This is a genomic window from Tenacibaculum gallaicum (assembly GCF_003387615.1).
Taxonomy (GTDB): domain Bacteria; phylum Bacteroidota; class Bacteroidia; order Flavobacteriales; family Flavobacteriaceae; genus Polaribacter; species Polaribacter gallaicus.
In genome coordinates this window covers 15,113-32,466 of the sequence record NZ_QUNS01000005.1, presented here as the reverse complement: position 1 = coordinate 32,466, position 17,354 = coordinate 15,113, and the positions used below count along the sequence as shown (strand labels likewise).

The 17,354-nt window shown below is 30.4% G+C and carries 14 protein-coding genes; 8 read left to right on the top strand and 6 right to left on the bottom strand.

The window, feature by feature from the left end; all coding sequences use genetic code 11:
* Positions 1 to 162: 162 nt before the first annotated feature.
* A complete protein-coding gene (locus C7448_RS10340; RefSeq protein WP_115901308.1) occupies positions 163 to 1,062 on the bottom strand; it encodes a sterol desaturase family protein in 900 nt (299 codons plus the stop codon).
* Between the two features lie 49 nt (positions 1,063 to 1,111).
* Entirely contained in the window at positions 1,112 to 1,687 is a 576-nt protein-coding gene (locus C7448_RS10335; RefSeq protein WP_115901307.1) for a sigma factor-like helix-turn-helix DNA-binding protein, read from the bottom strand.
* A 637-nt stretch (positions 1,688 to 2,324) separates the two neighbouring features.
* On the opposite strand from C7448_RS10335, the gene C7448_RS10330 reads away from it, so the two are divergent.
* The 8 genes from C7448_RS10330 (at position 2,325) to C7448_RS10295 (ending at position 13,217) form a co-directional block, all read left to right on the top strand.
* Complete coding sequence (locus C7448_RS10330) at positions 2,325 to 3,710, top strand: outer membrane protein assembly factor BamB family protein (protein WP_115901306.1); 1,386 nt, start codon at positions 2,325 to 2,327, stop codon at positions 3,708 to 3,710.
* A gap of 9 nt (positions 3,711 to 3,719) precedes the next feature.
* The gene (locus C7448_RS10325) at positions 3,720 to 4,937 is read left to right on the top strand and encodes a DUF5018 domain-containing protein (RefSeq protein WP_115901305.1); all 1,218 of its coding nucleotides are present in this window, start codon (positions 3,720 to 3,722) and stop codon (positions 4,935 to 4,937) included.
* A gap of 889 nt (positions 4,938 to 5,826) precedes the next feature.
* Positions 5,827 to 6,378: a dihydrofolate reductase family protein gene (locus tag C7448_RS10320; protein WP_115901304.1), complete on the top strand. Its 552-nt coding sequence runs from the start codon at positions 5,827 to 5,829 to the stop codon at positions 6,376 to 6,378.
* A gap of 3 nt (positions 6,379 to 6,381) precedes the next feature.
* A complete protein-coding gene (locus C7448_RS10315) occupies positions 6,382 to 6,945 on the top strand; it encodes a TetR/AcrR family transcriptional regulator (RefSeq protein WP_115901303.1) in 564 nt (187 codons plus the stop codon).
* 9 nt (positions 6,946 to 6,954) lie between these two features.
* Positions 6,955 to 9,228 (top strand): ATP-binding cassette domain-containing protein, encoded by a 2,274-nt coding sequence (locus C7448_RS10310; RefSeq protein WP_115901302.1) that lies wholly within the window; start codon positions 6,955 to 6,957, stop codon positions 9,226 to 9,228.
* 1,061 nt (positions 9,229 to 10,289) lie between these two features.
* Positions 10,290 to 11,492: a multidrug effflux MFS transporter gene (locus tag C7448_RS10305; RefSeq protein WP_115901301.1), complete on the top strand. Its 1,203-nt coding sequence runs from the start codon at positions 10,290 to 10,292 to the stop codon at positions 11,490 to 11,492.
* Complete coding sequence (locus tag C7448_RS10300; RefSeq protein WP_245939469.1) at positions 11,485 to 12,192, top strand: pseudouridine synthase; 708 nt, start codon at positions 11,485 to 11,487, stop codon at positions 12,190 to 12,192. Before C7448_RS10305 ends, C7448_RS10300 begins: the two co-directional genes overlap by 8 nt.
* Positions 12,193 to 12,356: 164 nt before the next feature.
* Positions 12,357 to 13,217 carry a neutral zinc metallopeptidase gene (locus C7448_RS10295; RefSeq protein WP_115901300.1) on the top strand — a complete coding sequence of 287 codons (861 nt, stop codon included), beginning with the start codon at positions 12,357 to 12,359 and terminating at the stop codon, positions 13,215 to 13,217.
* A gap of 97 nt (positions 13,218 to 13,314) precedes the next feature.
* Here C7448_RS10295 and C7448_RS10290 read toward each other — a convergent pair whose 3' ends face one another.
* The 4 genes from C7448_RS10290 to C7448_RS10275 all read right to left on the bottom strand — a co-directional run bounded on the left by C7448_RS10290 (position 13,315) and on the right by C7448_RS10275 (position 17,327).
* Positions 13,315 to 13,794 (bottom strand): Lrp/AsnC family transcriptional regulator, encoded by a 480-nt coding sequence (locus tag C7448_RS10290; protein WP_115901299.1) that lies wholly within the window; start codon positions 13,792 to 13,794, stop codon positions 13,315 to 13,317.
* A gap of 83 nt (positions 13,795 to 13,877) precedes the next feature.
* Positions 13,878 to 14,933 (bottom strand): M14 family zinc carboxypeptidase, encoded by a 1,056-nt coding sequence (locus C7448_RS10285; protein WP_115901298.1) that lies wholly within the window; start codon positions 14,931 to 14,933, stop codon positions 13,878 to 13,880.
* 6 nt (positions 14,934 to 14,939) lie between these two features.
* Positions 14,940 to 16,406, bottom strand: coding sequence for an aminotransferase class V-fold PLP-dependent enzyme (locus tag C7448_RS10280; protein ID WP_115901297.1), 1,467 nt, complete (start codon positions 16,404 to 16,406; stop codon positions 14,940 to 14,942).
* Between the two features lie 102 nt (positions 16,407 to 16,508).
* Positions 16,509 to 17,327 carry a hypothetical protein gene (locus C7448_RS10275; RefSeq protein WP_211321912.1) on the bottom strand — a complete coding sequence of 273 codons (819 nt, stop codon included), beginning with the start codon at positions 17,325 to 17,327 and terminating at the stop codon, positions 16,509 to 16,511.
* Positions 17,328 to 17,354: the final 27 nt, after the last annotated feature.

The following is a 17,354-nucleotide window of genomic DNA, read 5'->3' as shown; positions in this document are numbered from 1 at the left end:
ACAAATTTATTTTGTTTTTTTGAAGTTACTTATGTTGAATAAGGTCATTTAAGGTTTAGAAAAGATACTAAGACAAGAATTGAATGTTCTGAGTTCTGTAACTTGATCTATGGTATATTATACGTAACTGTTTATAAAAACGTTAAGGTTTTAAAATATATTTTAAGGACAGCATTTTTTATATGTGGTTAACGGATAGGTGAGTTGTTTAACATACGCTATACTTTTTGGGTAATCTGCTTTCAAATACTTCATAACTCCAACTTTGTCGACAGTTCCTTTACGGTTGTAATATGTTCCAAAAAGTAAATCCCAAAACGGCAAAATATTGCTAAAATTTTTGGCTTCTTCCACTTTAATGCTATGATGAAAATGGTGAATTTGTGGCGTAACAATTACATAGTCCAAAAAACTATGTGTAGTTCTAATATTGGCGTGAGATAGATGAGCAATAACAACATGAGTTACGCCAACTAAAAAAATAATATCTTTATTAAAACCTAAAATTAATAAAGGCATCATCTTTAAAAATGTGTTTAAGAGCATATTTATTGGATGTATCCAATTTGTTTTAAACCAATTTAAACGTGTTGGCAAATGATGAATAGAATGGATTTTCCACAACAAAAGACTTATGTACGAATTAGGGTTTCCTTTATGGCTTAATCTATGGTATAAATAAGGTAGAAACTCGCCAATTAAATTTGCGATGATGTATGTAATAAAAAAAGGGAAAACGTTCCAAAAATAAGATAGCTTAAAAAAATGCTCTTGAAGATAGAGAACCAATGATAGAGCCATCATTTTACCTAAAGCATCAAAAATAGCTGCTGAAAAAATAAAGTGTTTCAAATCTGTAAGAAGTTCTAATTTCTTGGATTTCCATTGTTGCTTCAAAGGAATAATACGTTCTAAAATTAAGATATAGATGCCTGTAAAAAGAAATATAATATAGGAGGCTATTTCAAAATTCCAATTATTTCTGATGGTTAAATAACTAATAATTCCTGTTAAAATTAATAAGGATGGTACAACAGCTGTTGCTATTATTTTATGTTTCATGTGTTTACTTTCTCTTGTAGTCGTAAAGAGATGGCAAAAAGACGCAGGATTAAAGGCTTATATTTAATCGTTCCATTTCGTTTTTTAATTCCGGTGGAAGCTCACAGTATTTTTTTAGTTGAAAATCAGAAATCTGTCCTTTAGTATTATATGTTACCTCAATACAATCAGAAATCAATTCCTTTAATTGTTTCCGAGCTCTTTGTATCCTAGATTTTGTTGCGGTTAAACTTAACTGCAGAATATCCGCAATTTCTTGTTGTGGCTTTTGCTCAATATCGCTTAAATAAAGAGGCTTTCCATATTTTTCTGGAAGGTAGTTTTGAATAACAAAACCTGACAAATCACAAACACAAGTAGTTGACTCTGAGTTTAATTCAGTATTTTCAGCAACTAGGTTAGTATGCTTTTTATACTTTCTATAATAATCTGCAATCGTATTTCTAGCAACTTGAAAAAGCCAATTTCTATAGTTTTTGATTTCTGTTTTTCTATTGATGTTATCTAGCAACTTTATGCTCACTTCTTGCATTATATCATTAACGATATAATCATTATCAATTTTTGTTTTGATGAAATTATGTAAATGACTTTTATGGTTGTTCCAAATTGTATTGAAGATCATTAGTTCTACATTTTAATTTTCAAATTGTACATACTCGAAAGTACGGAATATTTAAATTATATGAACAGCAAAAAAGATAACTGTTTTATGACCCCAAAAGCAATCGAGCTCATTGGCGTGCGGCAATTTTAACATACTGGCGCAAATTAAAGCTACAAATGTGTAAACGATAAGTTTCTAAAATTATGCGAGAAACAAAAATGATGAAGTTTAATGACCCAAATACAAACGTTTATTATGAAAACTAAATACTGTGGGATATTTTATATAATATAGAATTATAGCTACATAGTAACATACATCAAACCTTTAACTAAACATTGTTTTAATAAAGTGTACTATAATGTTCCGCGTTATGTAACTTGAGCTTTGGTTAAAAGCGAAAGTTATTCTACAGTTTCTTGAAAAAAATTATTCTAAAAAGTTTCTTATACAATGTTAATGGAACACTTTTTATACGACGACGTAGGGGGGAAGCATAATATGTGTGAAATGATATAAATTAAATATAGTTTCTGTTTATACAAGTTTTTATTAAATATACCTTTGTAAAACTTACTATATTTGCACACTATTATTTTTAATAAAAACCTGTAAATAATATTGTTTAAATTTAGTTCATAATAAAATAATTTTAATGAAATACATCACTTTTATGATACTACTTATTGTATGTTTATCTTGTTCGTCTGATGATGGAAGTTCTACAGTTATACCAAACTCTGAACCAGAATCTATAAAAATTGATGATATTATTTTAGATGGTCCAACAATTACTATTGACTGGAGTGATGCAATAGATAAAGACGGGGATCAAATATTTTATAAATTATATATAAATTCAATACTCATTTCAGAAACTACTGAATCGATAAGTTCTACAACTTTAGCATATAATGAAAGATATACTGGAAGAATAATTGGTACTGATAGAAAAGGTGGTATTACTGAGTTCAGTTTTGAGTTTTCAAGCTCTGATAGTAAACTACTATTGTATTCAGATGGTTCAGGAACTCTTTATGCATTAGATCTTTATACATCAACGCCCATGTGGGCAGCTAAAACTTCATTTATCGAAAGCCATACGATATCCGAGAGTCTTATTTATTCGGGTTTGGGTGGTGTTAATGGTTTAGATATTCTTTCAGGAGAAATTAAATGGACGAGCACGCCAAATGCTAACAACAACGACGAGTATAGAAACATTATTGTAGACGAAACTCATATCTATGCTTTTGGTTCTAATTCTACCTTGTATCGTATAGATAAAGTTACAGGAGGAAAACTATGGGAACGAAGCTTTCTTAATTATTACGCACCCTTGTCTATTGATTCAGATAGAATATTTGTGAGTAGTAGGAATAATGATCATTTATATGCCATTAATAAAGAAACAGGACTGGCAGACTGGAGCTATAGACTGAGTAATAGTACAGGTGCTGCTCCAAGCATAAAAACAAATCCGTTGATAGTTAATAGTGATATCTTTTTTGGTGATAATATTGGCAGGTTTTATTCTTTTGATAAAAATAAGGGAACTGAAAACTGGAGTGTCAACGCTGGTCAATTTAATTCATTCTATTCCTCTCCAACACAATTTAACGAATCAATTATTACGGGTACATATAGTACGCTCTATTCTTATAATATAAATTCGGGTGCCATTATATGGGAATATGGGCTAACTGGTGGTTCATTAGAAACATCTCCGTTTATTTATAATGACAAGGTATATATTGGAATATCAAAGAATGGAAGTGGCGAATTATTATGCCTAAATGCAACTAATGGATCGGTAATTTGGCGTTATGCCTTAGAAAACAACACAACATCTTCTCCCATAGTATTTGAGGATATTGTTTACATAGGAGATTGGAAAAAAAACATGTATGCTGTTAATGCTGAAACAGGTCTGCTTGATTGGAAAATAAAAACTGAAGAAATTATATTTAAATCCCCGACAATTGTTGTTGGAGAAGGGAAAGCTATCATTTACCCAAGCGTTAGCGGGTTAAAAAATTAAATTATAAAAATGAAAAATACGATCTTTATTCTGGTGTTATTTTTTGGGATACTCACTTCGTGTCAAAAAGACGATGCTGTAGAAACACCTCCTGCTGTTTTAAGCGATAAACATGAAATTACATCTTTTGAATTAACTATTGAAGGAGTATCCGTTGTTGGCACAATTGATCAGAATGAAAAACTAATTACATTAGATACGGAAGATGCGAATTTAAATTCACTGGTTCCGAAAATAGAGTATTCTAAAAAATCAACCATATCTCCCGCAGTAAACGAGGCGCAAAATTTTAATAATGAGGTTGCATATACAGTTATAGCCGAGAACGGAGAATCAAGTATATATCGAGTTGTTGTAAACAATGTAAGTTCTAACAAAGATATTCTCAATTTTCAATTATTAATTGATACCAAAAGTTATGAAGGTGCAGTAGATAATGATTCTAAAACTTTATATGTCGAAACGGATAATACATTAGATATGGCTGATATTGTATTTTCTTTACCTGAGGGGGCGTCAATTGCCCCGGTTGAAGAAGGTTCACAAAACTTCTACTTACCGGTTGAGTATATAGTAACTGCTGAAAATGGTACAACTGTCACATACACGCTTACAGTCAAAGCTTTTAATTTTTTTGATAATAACTATAAGGTGTTTTATAGCAATGCGACCGCAAGTACTTCAGGAACAGGTATTGATCTATCTGTACCAAATTCATCTGTTGTGTTAGAGAATGAACAAAATTCTTATATTCTACAAGATACAAATATTACGAACACTTCTACTTATACAAACGGAATGCCTTTTAATGCCTTTAGTTTTAGTCTTCCAGATAATATAGCCACAGCTACAGATTACAAACTTAAATATTTGATAGATGGGGAAGTAAAAACGATATCAACTTTTAATATTGATGTTCTAGCAGAAAATGTACCTGTTATTACTTCATTAAATCAAGAACTATACGTTAGAAATGATATATTAATTATCACTGGCGAGAATTTACCCAGTACAATTTCTATTCCTTCAAATGGGTCTACTTTTATTATTGAGAACTCTAACAATTATGACCTAACTGTAAATAATGAAAAAACAAAGTTAACTCTTACATTGGATTATGGATATTTATTTCCTTCTTATTTTGGAAGATCTGAAGAAGAAAAAACGATTATATTATACGGCCCAAATCGTAGAGTTGGTACTACAGTTAATACAATATTCAAATAAATTCAGATTAGGGGACTTCGAAATTGTTTTAACGGGGTTTTGGACGAAAAAAACTTCAATTGAATTCATTAATCTGGCCTCTTAGAATTTTGGGTAATATAATAGGCGAGTAGAGCGTCCATATTTTAGAGGTTTAGTAATACAGTTTATTAAGTATTCCTATTTTACATAATATTATCAAATAATCTTAAAAGTTTAGATATTTCCTAAAATATAGTGGAGCGAGCCGTTAATTGTTTCCAAAGTTTTATGCAGTCTTGATTTTTTTGTTTCTTCTGTTTCAAGACACTATTTTAAAGAATTGATTGAGTATCAATTTTTAAAATACCTAATAATGAAAAAAATAAAAAAGGATAAATTGAAGTTCTAAATATAACAAGTGCTTAGAATTTTATCCTTCATAAAATTTAAGCTCTTATGGCAAGCTTACGAGAATCGCGTAGAAAAAAATATTATCTATAAATCAATTACGAGAATTATGATAACATCTAAAAGCTAGCTTTTTTTTGGCGCTGGCAAAGCGGTTGGAAATTGTGTTTAAAAATAAATGCCTTATATGGCATTTAAATTTTTAAAAAGCAATCGAGCGCATTGGCATGCGGCAATTTGACATAACGACAAATTATAACTATCAAATGGATTCCTCTCATATAAACTATATACAACATTTGTACTATAATGTTTTCCGTTATGTAACTTTGCTTTGGTAAAGCAAAGTTTCTTACCAAATTTTCTCAAAAAAAATCTTTATCGAAAGTTTCTTCTGCAATGTTAATGGAACACTTTTTACACGACGACGTAGGAGGGAAGTGTAATATGTGTGGAATGGAAAGTATCGTTTTGATGTTAAAATTATACACTGTATATTTACATTTTTAATTTAAATGATATGGAGGATAAGTATTCAAATGGTTACGTCTTTATGGCTTCAAGTTTAGATGGTTTTGTAGCTAGACAAGACAACTCATTAGATTGGTTAATGAAGTATGGTGTAGACGAAGATGATAATAGCTTTGAAGAGTTTACAAAAAAAATAGATGTATTAGTAATGGGAAGTGGTACATATAAAACGGTACTTGGTTTTGAACAATGGCCTTATAAAATGCCTGTATATGTTTTAAGTAGAAGATTAACTCAAGATGATGTTCCTGAATCATTACAAAAGCAAGTAATTATTAAAGCTCTAAAACCAAAAGAGCTAATGCAAATTCTTTATGAGAAAGGTCTTAAAAAAGCCTATATAGATGGCGGTAAGTTAGTACAATCATTTATTAATGATGGATTTGTAAAAGAAATTACGCTCACACAAATTCCTATACTAATAGGCAAAGGGAAACGCTTGTTTGGAGAAATAAATAATGATATTGATTTAAAATTAATCAACTCAAAATCTATGAAATTTGGCTTTATACAAAATCACTACGAAGTTTTAAATACATAGAAAATGACAAGTAAATCATTAGGCAGACCAACAAATGATAAATTGATATTATCAAAAGATGATATTTTAAAAGAAGCACTTAAAATTCTTGATGAACATGGAGAAAATGGACTTTCTTTTAGAAAATTGGCGAATGTCTTCGGAGTCACTGCAATGGCTTTAAAACATCATGTTGGTTCACGTCAAAATTTTATAAAAAGTCTTGTGGAAATTGTTTATAAGAATGTGAACGAAATCACTATAACTAACAACTCTAAAGATGTTATTAGAACATTGTTAGGAAACTATTGTAAATGTGTGTTTAAGCATCCAAATGTATCAAGATTGTTGCTAACTGACCATTCCTTAATTAATAAAGAATTAATTGACTTAACTAATTCTATTAGACAACACGCCATTTTATTAGTTAATGATGAAACTGAAGGTATTCTGTTTGCTGATGTAATTGTAGATTACACACACGGTTTTGCATTGGCTGCTGCCTCTCAAAATGAAAAAACAGATTTAGGAGTATTAACTATTGAAGATTTTTATAAAGGTATTGATTGGATACTTGGAAGAATATAACACAACAGAATGAAGCATATAAAGATAAAAGGAGCGAGGCAGAATAATTTAAAGAATATCAATGTTGAAATCCCAAGAAATCAAATAGTAGTTTTTACAGGATTATCAGGCTCTGGAAAATCTTCTTTAGTATTTGAAACTATAACTGCTGAAGCTCAAAGACAGTTATATGATACTTTTAGCACATTTGCACGTAGTCGTTTGCCAAAATATGACCAAGCAGATTATGACTCCATTGAAAATTTATCTCCAATCATCCTTTTAGAACAGAAACGAATTGTAGGTAATTCACGCTCAAATGTTGGAACATTATCTGAAATTTCTGCATTTTTAAGATTGCTGTTTTCAAGAATAGGTGCTCCAGAAGTTGGCATGTCTAATCATTTCTCTCCTAATTCACCAGAAGGTATGTGTCCAAAATGTGGAGGAGCTGGTTCAATAAATGATTTAGATATTAATGGAGTTATTGATTGGAATAAATCTTTAAAGCAAGGAGCAATTCTCTTTCCAGATTTTAAAGTGAATTCTTTAGCTTGGAAACTGATAGTTAACTCTGGTTTTTTTGATATGGATAAACCATTAAAAGAGTATTCCGAAAAGGAAAAAGAAATATTGTTTTATGCAGATGGACTAAAGTTTAAATTAAGTGAAGGAGAACAAGGATTTGATGCTAATTTTAATGGTATAGTTACAAAAATCAATAGAGGCTTTTTGAAGAAAGATTTTAATAGTCTTTCTAAATCACGACAAAAAATTATTACACAGTTTGTGAAAACGACAACCTGTAATGATTGTCATGGAGCACGATTAAAAAAAGAAGCTTTAGAATGCAGGATTAATAGCAAAAATATTTATGAGTTAGGGAATCTACAACTTACAGAGTTGTATAGTTTTTTAAAATCTATTAAAAGTAAAAAAGCAGAAACAGTTTTAGAACAACTTATTAAGCGAACAAATAACCTGATTAAGATTGGTGTAGGATATTTGAATTTGTCCAGAGCAACAGGAACATTATCTGGTGGCGAAGCACAACGCGTTCAGTTAGCAAAACAGTTAGGTAATAGTTTAACAGAAATGCTATATGTTTTAGATGAACCAAGTGTCGGTTTACATCCAAGAGATGTAGATTTAGTTGCAGATTTATTAAAAGAGTTACGTAGTCAAGGAAATACAATTTTAATGGTAGAGCACGACCCAGATTTAATAAAAATTGCCGACCACATTGTCGATATGGGACCACACGCAGGAAGTAGAGGAGGAGAAGTGGTATTTCAAGGAAGTTTTGATGAATTATTAAAAGCTAAAACATTAACTGGTACATATATAAATCAAAAAATCTCAGTAAAAAAGAACTTTAGAAATTGGTCTAATTATTTTGAGGTTAATAATGCCACAGCTAATAATTTAAAGAATATAAATGTTAAGATTCCTAAAGGTGTATTTGTTTGTGTCACTGGTGTTGCAGGTTCTGGTAAGAGTTCATTAATTCATAAGGAATTTTTAAATTCATATCCGAATGCTGTAGTTATCGACCAATCTCCTGTTGGTAAATCCATTCGTTCAAATCCAGCAACTTATACTGGAGTATTTGACCAAATAAGAGATTTATTTGCAGAGAAAAATCCAAGAACCAAATCTTCGTTATATAGTTTTAATGCAGATGGAGCATGTGAAAATTGTAAAGGATTGGGGTGCATTTTAATGGATTTAGCATTTATGGACCCAATAAAAACTACTTGTGAAAAGTGTAATGGTAATCGTTACAAGGATGACGTTTTAAAACATAAGTTAAATAGTAAAACAATTGTAGATGTTTTAGAATTAACTGTAAGTCAAGCAATCGAATTTTTCAATGATAGTAAGATTCTAAAAAAACTAAATGTGCTTCAAGAAGTAGGATTAGGTTATTTACAATTAGGACAACCATTATCAACTTTATCTGGAGGTGAATGCCAACGTGTAAAATTGGCAAGTGAGCTACATAAAGAAGGAAACATTTATATTCTGGATGAACCAACAACAGGTTTGCATTTATCTGATATCACCAAGATTATTGAACTATTAGAAAAATTAGTAAATAAAGGGAATTCAGTAATTGTTATTGAGCATAGTTTAGATATTATGAATAATGCAGATTGGATTATAGATATTGGTCCTGAAGGAGGCAAAAATGGAGGCGAATTGATTTTTGAAGGAACACCAATAGAACTTCAAATGAAAAGTGAAAGTTATACTTCAAAATTCCTAAACCTTTATAATAGTTCGAATTTGCCGACCTCATAAAACTTTGGCTAAAACAATAGGTGAGTGGAGCGTTTATATTTTAGGGGTTTAGCAATAAATTTTCTTAATAGTTCTTATTATACAATAATCTCAAAGCAATCTGAATAAGTTACAATGTTTCCTAAAATATAGTGTAACGAACCGTAATTGTTTCCAAAGTTTTGTGCAGTCTTGATTTTTTTGTTTCTTTTTTTATTAAGAAAAAAAGATAAGAATGAAAAGATTGAGAGTTCAAAAGTTCAAATTCTATTTTACATAATATTAATAGTTACAATTTAAAAGGTTTAATTGAAAGACGAAACGAGCAAGTGTATAGAAATTTTAAAGCATGGAAAATGTGGCTGGAAAATTTTATACTGTTGCGTGAAGCTAACTAAATGTTTATGAGATTTTTTATAACAAGAACTTTAATGCATTTCAACATTTAATTAGAACCCAAAAGGTTTTGCTTTTTTTTGGCGTTGGCAAGCGATGGATAATTGTGTTTAAAAAAATTACTGCGACAGCATAATTATTTTTAAAAAGCAATCGAGCGTTTGCGAGCGGCAATTTTACATAACGTCTAATTATAGATACATAATGTTTTAAAAAACTCTGCGAAGCAAACCGCTTATTAGTTTAATGACCCAAGTTCCAATTGTTCTTTTGAAAACAAATGCTTCTGGGATATTTTACATAATACTACATTATAGCTATCAAATGTACTATAATTAATATTATGTTAAATAAAATTGAGTGTAACTTATTTTCATATAAATGATAAAGTGAATGCTTATGTTATAAAAAAAATAAATTTAAAAATTTTTAACAAAAAAAGTAGGGTTATTTAAATTATAGCTGTTTTATAAACTGTAAGATGTATATAGAATATGACGCTGTTTTAGAATAAAATGCCCCTTCACTTTTACAATTTTTTTGTTTTACTACACTTTTATTCTTGACAGCGTCTTTTTATTAGACTTATAAAGTTATGATATTGTTTGTTTAAGGCTGTTAAAAAACAGCCTTTTTTTAACTTCAATCCACACTTCAAAACAAAATAAAGGCAGTATTTTTGCCTAATGCAAAAAAATAATCAATCAAAGTTAGAGTTTATTGCTTTAATGGCTTCCTTAATGTCATTAGTCGCTTTATCAATAGATGCATTACTCCCGGCGTTAGAACAAATAGGAATTAGTATTCGTGTTCAAAAAGAATCACATGACAGTCAGTTACTAGTAACCATGATTTTCTTAGGTTTAGGTTTTGGTCAATTAATTTCTGGACCAATTTCTGATAGTTTAGGAAGAAAAACAGTTATTTATGGAGGTTTTGTACTCTTTGTTATCGCTAGTTTTGTCTGTGTTAATGCTACAAGCATTGAAATGATGGTTTTCGGAAGAATTTTACAAGGAATTGGACTTTCTGCTCCAAGAACTATAAGTATTGCCATGGTTCGTGATAGTTTTAGTGGAAACTATATGGCAAAAATTATGTCATTTATAGTAGTAATATTTATTTTAGTTCCTGTTGTAGCACCTGCCATAGGTAAATTAATGTTAGATGCTTACGGCTGGAAATCTATATTCTATAGCCAGTTAATATTTGGAGTTTTAGTCATGTTTTGGTTGTGGAAACGTCAACCAGAAACACTAAAAGAAGAAAATAGAGTTAAATTTTCTTTTGGTTTATTTTCTGATGGATTAAAAGAGTTTGTAAAATACAAACAAGCTACCATTTTTACCTTAATTTCTGGTTTTATTACTGGATCGTTTATGGTGTATTTAAGTGCTTCACAACAAATTTTTCAAGAACAATATTTATTAATTGATGAATTTCCTTACATATTTGCTGGATTGGCTATTTCTGTTGGTTTTGCAACTTTCTTAAATGGTTCGTTTGTTATGAGGTTTGGAATGCATAAACTCGTATCATTCTTTTTAATTATTTTTTCAATAGTTCCAGTTATTTATATCGTATTATTTTATCAAAAAGAAAACCCAAGTATTGCAATATTGTTGGTGTTCTTTGCTTTACAATTTTTCTCAATCGGATTTTTATTTGGAAACCTTCGTGCATTAGCTATGCAACCTGTTGGGCATATTGCAGGTATTGGCGCTGCAATTAACGGTTTTGTATCCACTATCATGGCTGTACCAATTGCTACTTTAATAGGAAGATATGTTGATACCACTACTCTACCGCTTTTTATAGGTTTTTTTATATGTGGATTATTGTCTTTACTTCTATTAAACTTTACTAAGTTAAAACCCGTAAATGAGTAGTATAATGAACTTAGATGTACTTTACGAAGACGATTATATTCTTTGTGTATCAAAACCTAATAATGTAGTAGTGCATCATGCACACCATTCAAGAAACGTTGTAGATGAAGATTCTTTGTTACAACTAATTCAGCAACAATTCAAGCAAAAAATGTATCCTGTTCACCGTCTTGATAGAAAGACATCAGGAATTATATTACTAGCTAAAGAAACAGAATTTGTAGCTAAGTTTCAAGAACTATTTACCAAGAACGAAATACAAAAAACGTATTACGGAATTGTTAGAGGTCATGCTCCTGAAACTAAAATTATAGATTCTCCTGTTAAAGGAAGAGATGCTAATGTGCATAAAAATGCTGAAACACATTTGTTTACTGTAAAAAATGTTATAGTAGACATTCCTGTTAAACCTTACGATACATCAAGGTATAGCTTAGTTAAGTTACTACCTAAAACAGGAAGGTTACACCAGTTACGGATTCACATGAATAAAATCAGTCACCCTCTAATTGGAGATCCAAAATATGGTGATAAGAACCATAATACAATGTTTATTGATAATTTTAATTGTGAAAATCTTTTTTTACACGCTCATTCTTTGGGGTTTACTCATCCTTATTCAAATAAAAAACTATCTATAGAGTCAGATTTTCCTAAAGATTGGTATGTGATTTTTGAAAAGTTTAATTGGAGTTTATAAAAAGGTACATGTCCTATTGTTCTCATTTTCAATAGTTAACCTTAATTAACAACTATGTAATTTTTATTTTTTTAAAACAGAAGGCAATATTTTTATCATTTTAACGCTTAGATTATTGATTGTTTAATTAATTAACTTTTTTACATGATTTAAATCAAAGAAAAATGAAAAATTTAAAACCCTTCATATTAGCAACAGCAGCAGCCATATTAATGGTAAGCTGTAGTGATAACGACACTAACCCTGTTGATAATCCAAATGCTAAATTATTTGACACCCATTCTCATGAAGTATGTAGCTATATTGATGGTAACTGGGGACAAAACGCTTACATTGGTTCAACTATTGTAAACCAATCAGAAACAAACTTCTTAAATAACCAAAACGTTAAAATAGCTGACGTGTTTAATATCAATACTGTTCCGTTATACTTTGCTAAAGGTTCAGGAACAGCAAATGCTATTTCTTATGGTGCTGGTTATGTTATTTTTGGAGAAGAATTATATAACATGGCCTTAAGCCAAGGAGGAAGAATTTCTTGTGCTATGGTTCAAGCTCATGAAGTCGGACATCAGTTACAATATCAAAATAGCTTACCTTCAAGATCGGAAAGTACCGCTAGAGCAACTGAATTAGAAGCTGATGGTTTTGCTGGTTATTACATTAAAAAGCCAAATGGTTATAACGCTACTTGGACACAAGCAGCACCAGCATATAACTTTGCTGCTTCTATTGGTGACTATAATACAACTAGCCCTGGACACCATGGTACACCTGCGCAACGTCGTTCAGCTTTTCGTTTAGGATATTTACTGGGAGATTATGACTTAACTGTAAGTAGTTTTGATTATAACTTCTTTTATTACTATGATAACTATGTATTACCAGGAGCTTTACGTCAGGATTTAAAGAAACCAGATGATATTGACGAAAGTTTACACAAATTTATCTTATCAAAAATGGAAGAGTTAAGAAAAATTAATTCTGGTGAAATTTCTAAGGAAGAATTTGAAAATTTAAAATAAACTAACAAAAAACTTATATTCTAAAAAGTTTAATTAGTTAAACAATAAAAAGGGTAGCAAAATTTTGCTACCCTTTTACATTTTATAAAAATAGTTTTTAAATATCTTTAAAAATAGCGTGCATTAAACGTTTTTTATCATTGATACTCTCTTCAAGAGCAATCATTGTTTCCGTTCTATTTACACCATGAACATCATCTATTTTATAAATAATATCTTTTGCATCATTAGTGTTTTTAGCACGCACTTTACAGAAAATATTATACTTTCCTGCAGTTACGTATGCAACGGTTACATTTGGAATTAAGCGTAAGTTATCAAGCACATGTTGTGTCATAGATGTTTTTTCTAAAAAAATCCCAACATGAGCAATAAACGAATACCCCATTTTTTCATAATTCAAGGTTAATGTAGAGCCTTGAATAATTCCTTCGTCTTCCATTTTCTTTACACGTACATGTATAGTACCCGCAGATACTAACAGTTTTTTTGCGATGTCTGTAAATGGTGTACGAGCATTTTCAATTAAAATGTCTAAAATTTGATGATCAATCTCATCTAGTATGAACTTCTTCATTCTTTTTGTTTTCTTCAAGTAATATTGCTAAAATATGATTTTTTTCTAAAAAAAATAAGTTTTATTTGATAGAAAAAGAATTTTTAACTATTTTTTATGAATTCTTTATGGGATAAATACATAGATAAGTTCCCTTCTTCTTCTTTTGTTAAAACGAGTGCAAATTTATCATTTTCTACACTTTCTACATACTGATATGCGACATCTTTTTCATTATTTTTTGATCGATAAATCACATCATAGAAGTTCTTGATATTGTTAGGAATAGCTAAGTATTTTTCAAAATTATTGAAGTTTTTTGCTAAAGAAATGTGATAAATTCCCTGTAATAGGGCATAAAAGTTATATTTCCTAACCTCCTCCCTGTCGTAATCATTTGCAAAATGACCCGCTTCAATAAGTATAGTATTATGTCCTAACTTTTGAAAATTATCTCCTGTAGCAGTTGGATAAAATTCATCAGTATAACGACCCACATGATTTGGTATAATTTCTTGTAACAAATTATTCATTGCTACAATTACATTCATGGTTTCCTTTCTTCCTTCAGTAATTGTTCTTGTTTCTTCTTCTGAAGGAGCTAGAAAAGATATTGTTGCTGGGTTTTCTGTTCCTTCAACACCAAAAATGGTTCTTTGATCATGAAGATTGAAACAAAATCCAGGATTTACTTCTTCTAGAATACTACGCAAAAGTTTACTTTCTTTTGCTTGTAGCTTTACAGCATCTCTATTCAAATCTACATTGTTAGCATTTACACGTGTATACGCTTGTGCCCCGTCTGGGTTTAACATTGGTACAATAGTAATGCTGCAATTAGCTAAAATAGATTGAGTTATTTCGTGGGTAGGAAAACGTTTAATAAAGTTTAAAAAGTCAAATACAGCTTTGGTGCCTGTACTTTCGTTTCCATGCATTTGACTCCAAATGAGAATTTTTTTTTCTCCTTTTCCTAATTTTAATTGATAAATGGCTCTTCCCTCTTCTGATTCTCCAATAGTTTTTGTTTGAATTTCAGAGTTTTGCAAGCCTAAATATAAAGGCTCTATATCTGTTAATGTTATCCACCTTCCAGATATAGAGTCTTCTTTAATTTTTGAATAGTTGTCTTCTAAAAAAGAGCTGCTTAAGTGTGTCATATCATTCTATAACGAAAACCAATCAGTTACTAGCTGTTTTTCAACAGACTCAATAGTTTTGTGTACATAATCATTTTTAGTAATGTCGTACATATAGTCTTTAGACCATTCTTCAATATTATTTGCTAATGCTTGTAACGACTCACAAATAAATTGTACTTCTTCATTTGTAATTGTTGGGTGTACTGATAAACGTACCCAACCTGGTTTTTCTGTATTACAACCTTCTAAAATTTGCCCTTTTATTTCGTTTGACCTTATTTGATCTACGTTTAGTAAGAAATGACCATAGGTTCCAGCGCATGAGCATCCTCCTCTTGTTTGAATACCAAATCGATCGTTTAATAATTTTACAACAAGGTTAAAGTGATATTTTTCAAAATAGAAAGAAAAAATACTCAAACGATCTTTATGATTGGGAGCTAAAATTTTAACTCCTTCTAAATTTTCTAAACAATTAAAGATTACAGGATTGATTTCGTCTTCACGCTCTTTTATCTTATCTGTACCAATTTGGTCTTTTACCTGAATACATAAGGCTATTTTAATTGTTTGTAAAAAGGCTGGTGTACCTCCATCTTCACGCGTTTCTACATCGTCAAAATAATCATGCTGTCCCCAAGGGTTTGTATAGCTAACGGTTCCTCCTCCAGGGTTATCAGGAACCATGTTTTTATACAGTTTTTTATTAAAAATCAATACACCAGAGCTTCCCGGTCCTCCTAAAAATTTGTGTGGAGAAAAGAAAATAGCATCTAAATACTCATCTTCTTTTTCTGGATGCATATTTATATCAACATAAGGCGCAGAACAAGCAAAATCAACAAAGCATAAACCGCCATAACGATGAATTAATGAGGCTACTTTATGGTAGTCTGTCTTAATTCCTGTTACGTTAGACCCTGCTACTATAGAAGCAATTTTAATAGGTCTATCTAGGTATTTTTTTATGGTTTCTTCAAACTTATCCAAACATACTAAACCTTCATCATTACAAGGAACTACTTCCACATCTGCTATAGTTTCAATCCAAGAAGTTTGGTTTGAGTGGTGTTCCATATGGCTTACAAAAACGATAGGTCTTTTTTCTTCTGGAACTTGTGTGTTTTCTTTTAAATTTTCATTTATTTTTAATCCTAAAATACGTTGAAATTTATTTACAACACCTGTCATACCAGATCCTTCCGTAATTAACACATCGTTTGAAGATGCATTTACGTGACGTTTGATAATATTTCGTGCTTCATGATATGCTAAAGTCATAGCTGCTCCAGAAGTTGAAGTTTCTGTATGAGTATTGGCTACAAAAGGACCAAACTTATTTAAAAGCTGCTCTTCTATAGGTCGATATAACCTTCCACTTGCAGTCCAATCTGTATAAATCATTTTCTTTTCGCCATAAGGTGTTTGAAAAGTTTGATCTATACCTACAATATTTTTTCTAAACTTATCAAAATACTGTTCTAAATCCATAGTTGAAATCTCTAGTTGTTTGTTATGTTGTGTAAAATTAGCAGTATACTACTTGTTAGCCTAAAATAGTTATAATATTAACGTATTTATAACACTTTGTTATTAAAGTCTAAACTTACCTCCTATTAAAATAGTGTTCTCAAAAAAGTAAAAACTTTGTGATGCTGAATCTACAGGACTTTTAGTTGTTCTAACATCTGGCATATAAATATATCCTCCTTTTAAGTCTGCTTGTACAAAAAAGTGCTTTAAGAACGTGATATTTACCCCCCCTGCAATAGAAGCTCCGTACCCAGATAAATGAAAGTCATCATGACGATCCATTCCTAATAAAGTTGTATTAGTTCTTGGATACAAAATTCCCATTCCTACTCCTTCTGTTAAGTTGATTTGTAAGTTTTCTAAGTTTAAACCAAACCAGTGACTTACGTCATCAAAACGTTTTACTTCTACATTTACATAGTTTAAACCGTCAGTATGCTCAAAACGTAAAAAATCTGCTGCTAAATTGATTGTTTCGTTATTATATGTTCCATCATATTTAGCATTTCCTGTATTAATGTTTCCATTAATCTTTACATCTTGGTCGGCTATCATTACATATTTCATATGGTCTACCCCAATAGAAATGGTGTAATTTTCTTTAAAGAAGTACCCTATTCTATAATTTGTTTGCGGAATAGTTACTCTTCCTGGATTGAAGTAATCATTAAATGAAAATTTTGTTTGTCTGTCTTGAGCTTTTACATTTTGTAACGTAAAATCGTAATTTGCTCCTTTAAAACGGATGTCTGAATCTGAATAACTAGACCAGTTCCATCCCCAATAAACGAAGAATTTTCCTTTGTTAGTTACTTTTTTCTTTGGAAGAATTTCCTCGTTTTTCTCCTGTGCTATTATTGATACTGAAGCGATCAGCATTAATAAACTTACTATTTTTAATTTCAA

Excerpts from the sequence above, each read along its gene's own strand:
- C7448_RS10305 (WP_115901301.1), top strand. The coding sequence starts at position 10,290 with ATGCAAAAAAATAATCAATCAAAGTTAGAGTTTATTGCTTTAATGGCT.
- C7448_RS10285 (WP_115901298.1), bottom strand. The coding sequence starts at position 14,933 with ATGACACACTTAAGCAGCTCTTTTTTAGAAGACAACTATTCAAAAATT.
- C7448_RS10335 (WP_115901307.1), bottom strand. The coding sequence starts at position 1,687 with ATGATCTTCAATACAATTTGGAACAACCATAAAAGTCATTTACATAAT.
- C7448_RS10320 (WP_115901304.1), top strand. The coding sequence starts at position 5,827 with ATGGAGGATAAGTATTCAAATGGTTACGTCTTTATGGCTTCAAGTTTA.
- C7448_RS10340 (WP_115901308.1), bottom strand. The coding sequence starts at position 1,062 with ATGAAACATAAAATAATAGCAACAGCTGTTGTACCATCCTTATTAATT.
- C7448_RS10315 (WP_115901303.1), top strand. The coding sequence starts at position 6,382 with ATGACAAGTAAATCATTAGGCAGACCAACAAATGATAAATTGATATTA.
- C7448_RS10295 (WP_115901300.1), top strand. The coding sequence starts at position 12,357 with ATGAAAAATTTAAAACCCTTCATATTAGCAACAGCAGCAGCCATATTA.
- C7448_RS10275 (WP_211321912.1), bottom strand. The coding sequence starts at position 17,327 with ATGCTGATCGCTTCAGTATCAATAATAGCACAGGAGAAAAACGAGGAA.
- C7448_RS10280 (WP_115901297.1), bottom strand. The coding sequence starts at position 16,406 with ATGGATTTAGAACAGTATTTTGATAAGTTTAGAAAAAATATTGTAGGT.
- C7448_RS10290 (WP_115901299.1), bottom strand. The coding sequence starts at position 13,794 with ATGAAGAAGTTCATACTAGATGAGATTGATCATCAAATTTTAGACATT.
- C7448_RS10300 (WP_245939469.1), top strand. The coding sequence starts at position 11,485 with ATGAGTAGTATAATGAACTTAGATGTACTTTACGAAGACGATTATATT.
- C7448_RS10330 (WP_115901306.1), top strand. The coding sequence starts at position 2,325 with ATGAAATACATCACTTTTATGATACTACTTATTGTATGTTTATCTTGT.
- C7448_RS10310 (WP_115901302.1), top strand. The coding sequence starts at position 6,955 with ATGAAGCATATAAAGATAAAAGGAGCGAGGCAGAATAATTTAAAGAAT.
- C7448_RS10325 (WP_115901305.1), top strand. The coding sequence starts at position 3,720 with ATGAAAAATACGATCTTTATTCTGGTGTTATTTTTTGGGATACTCACT.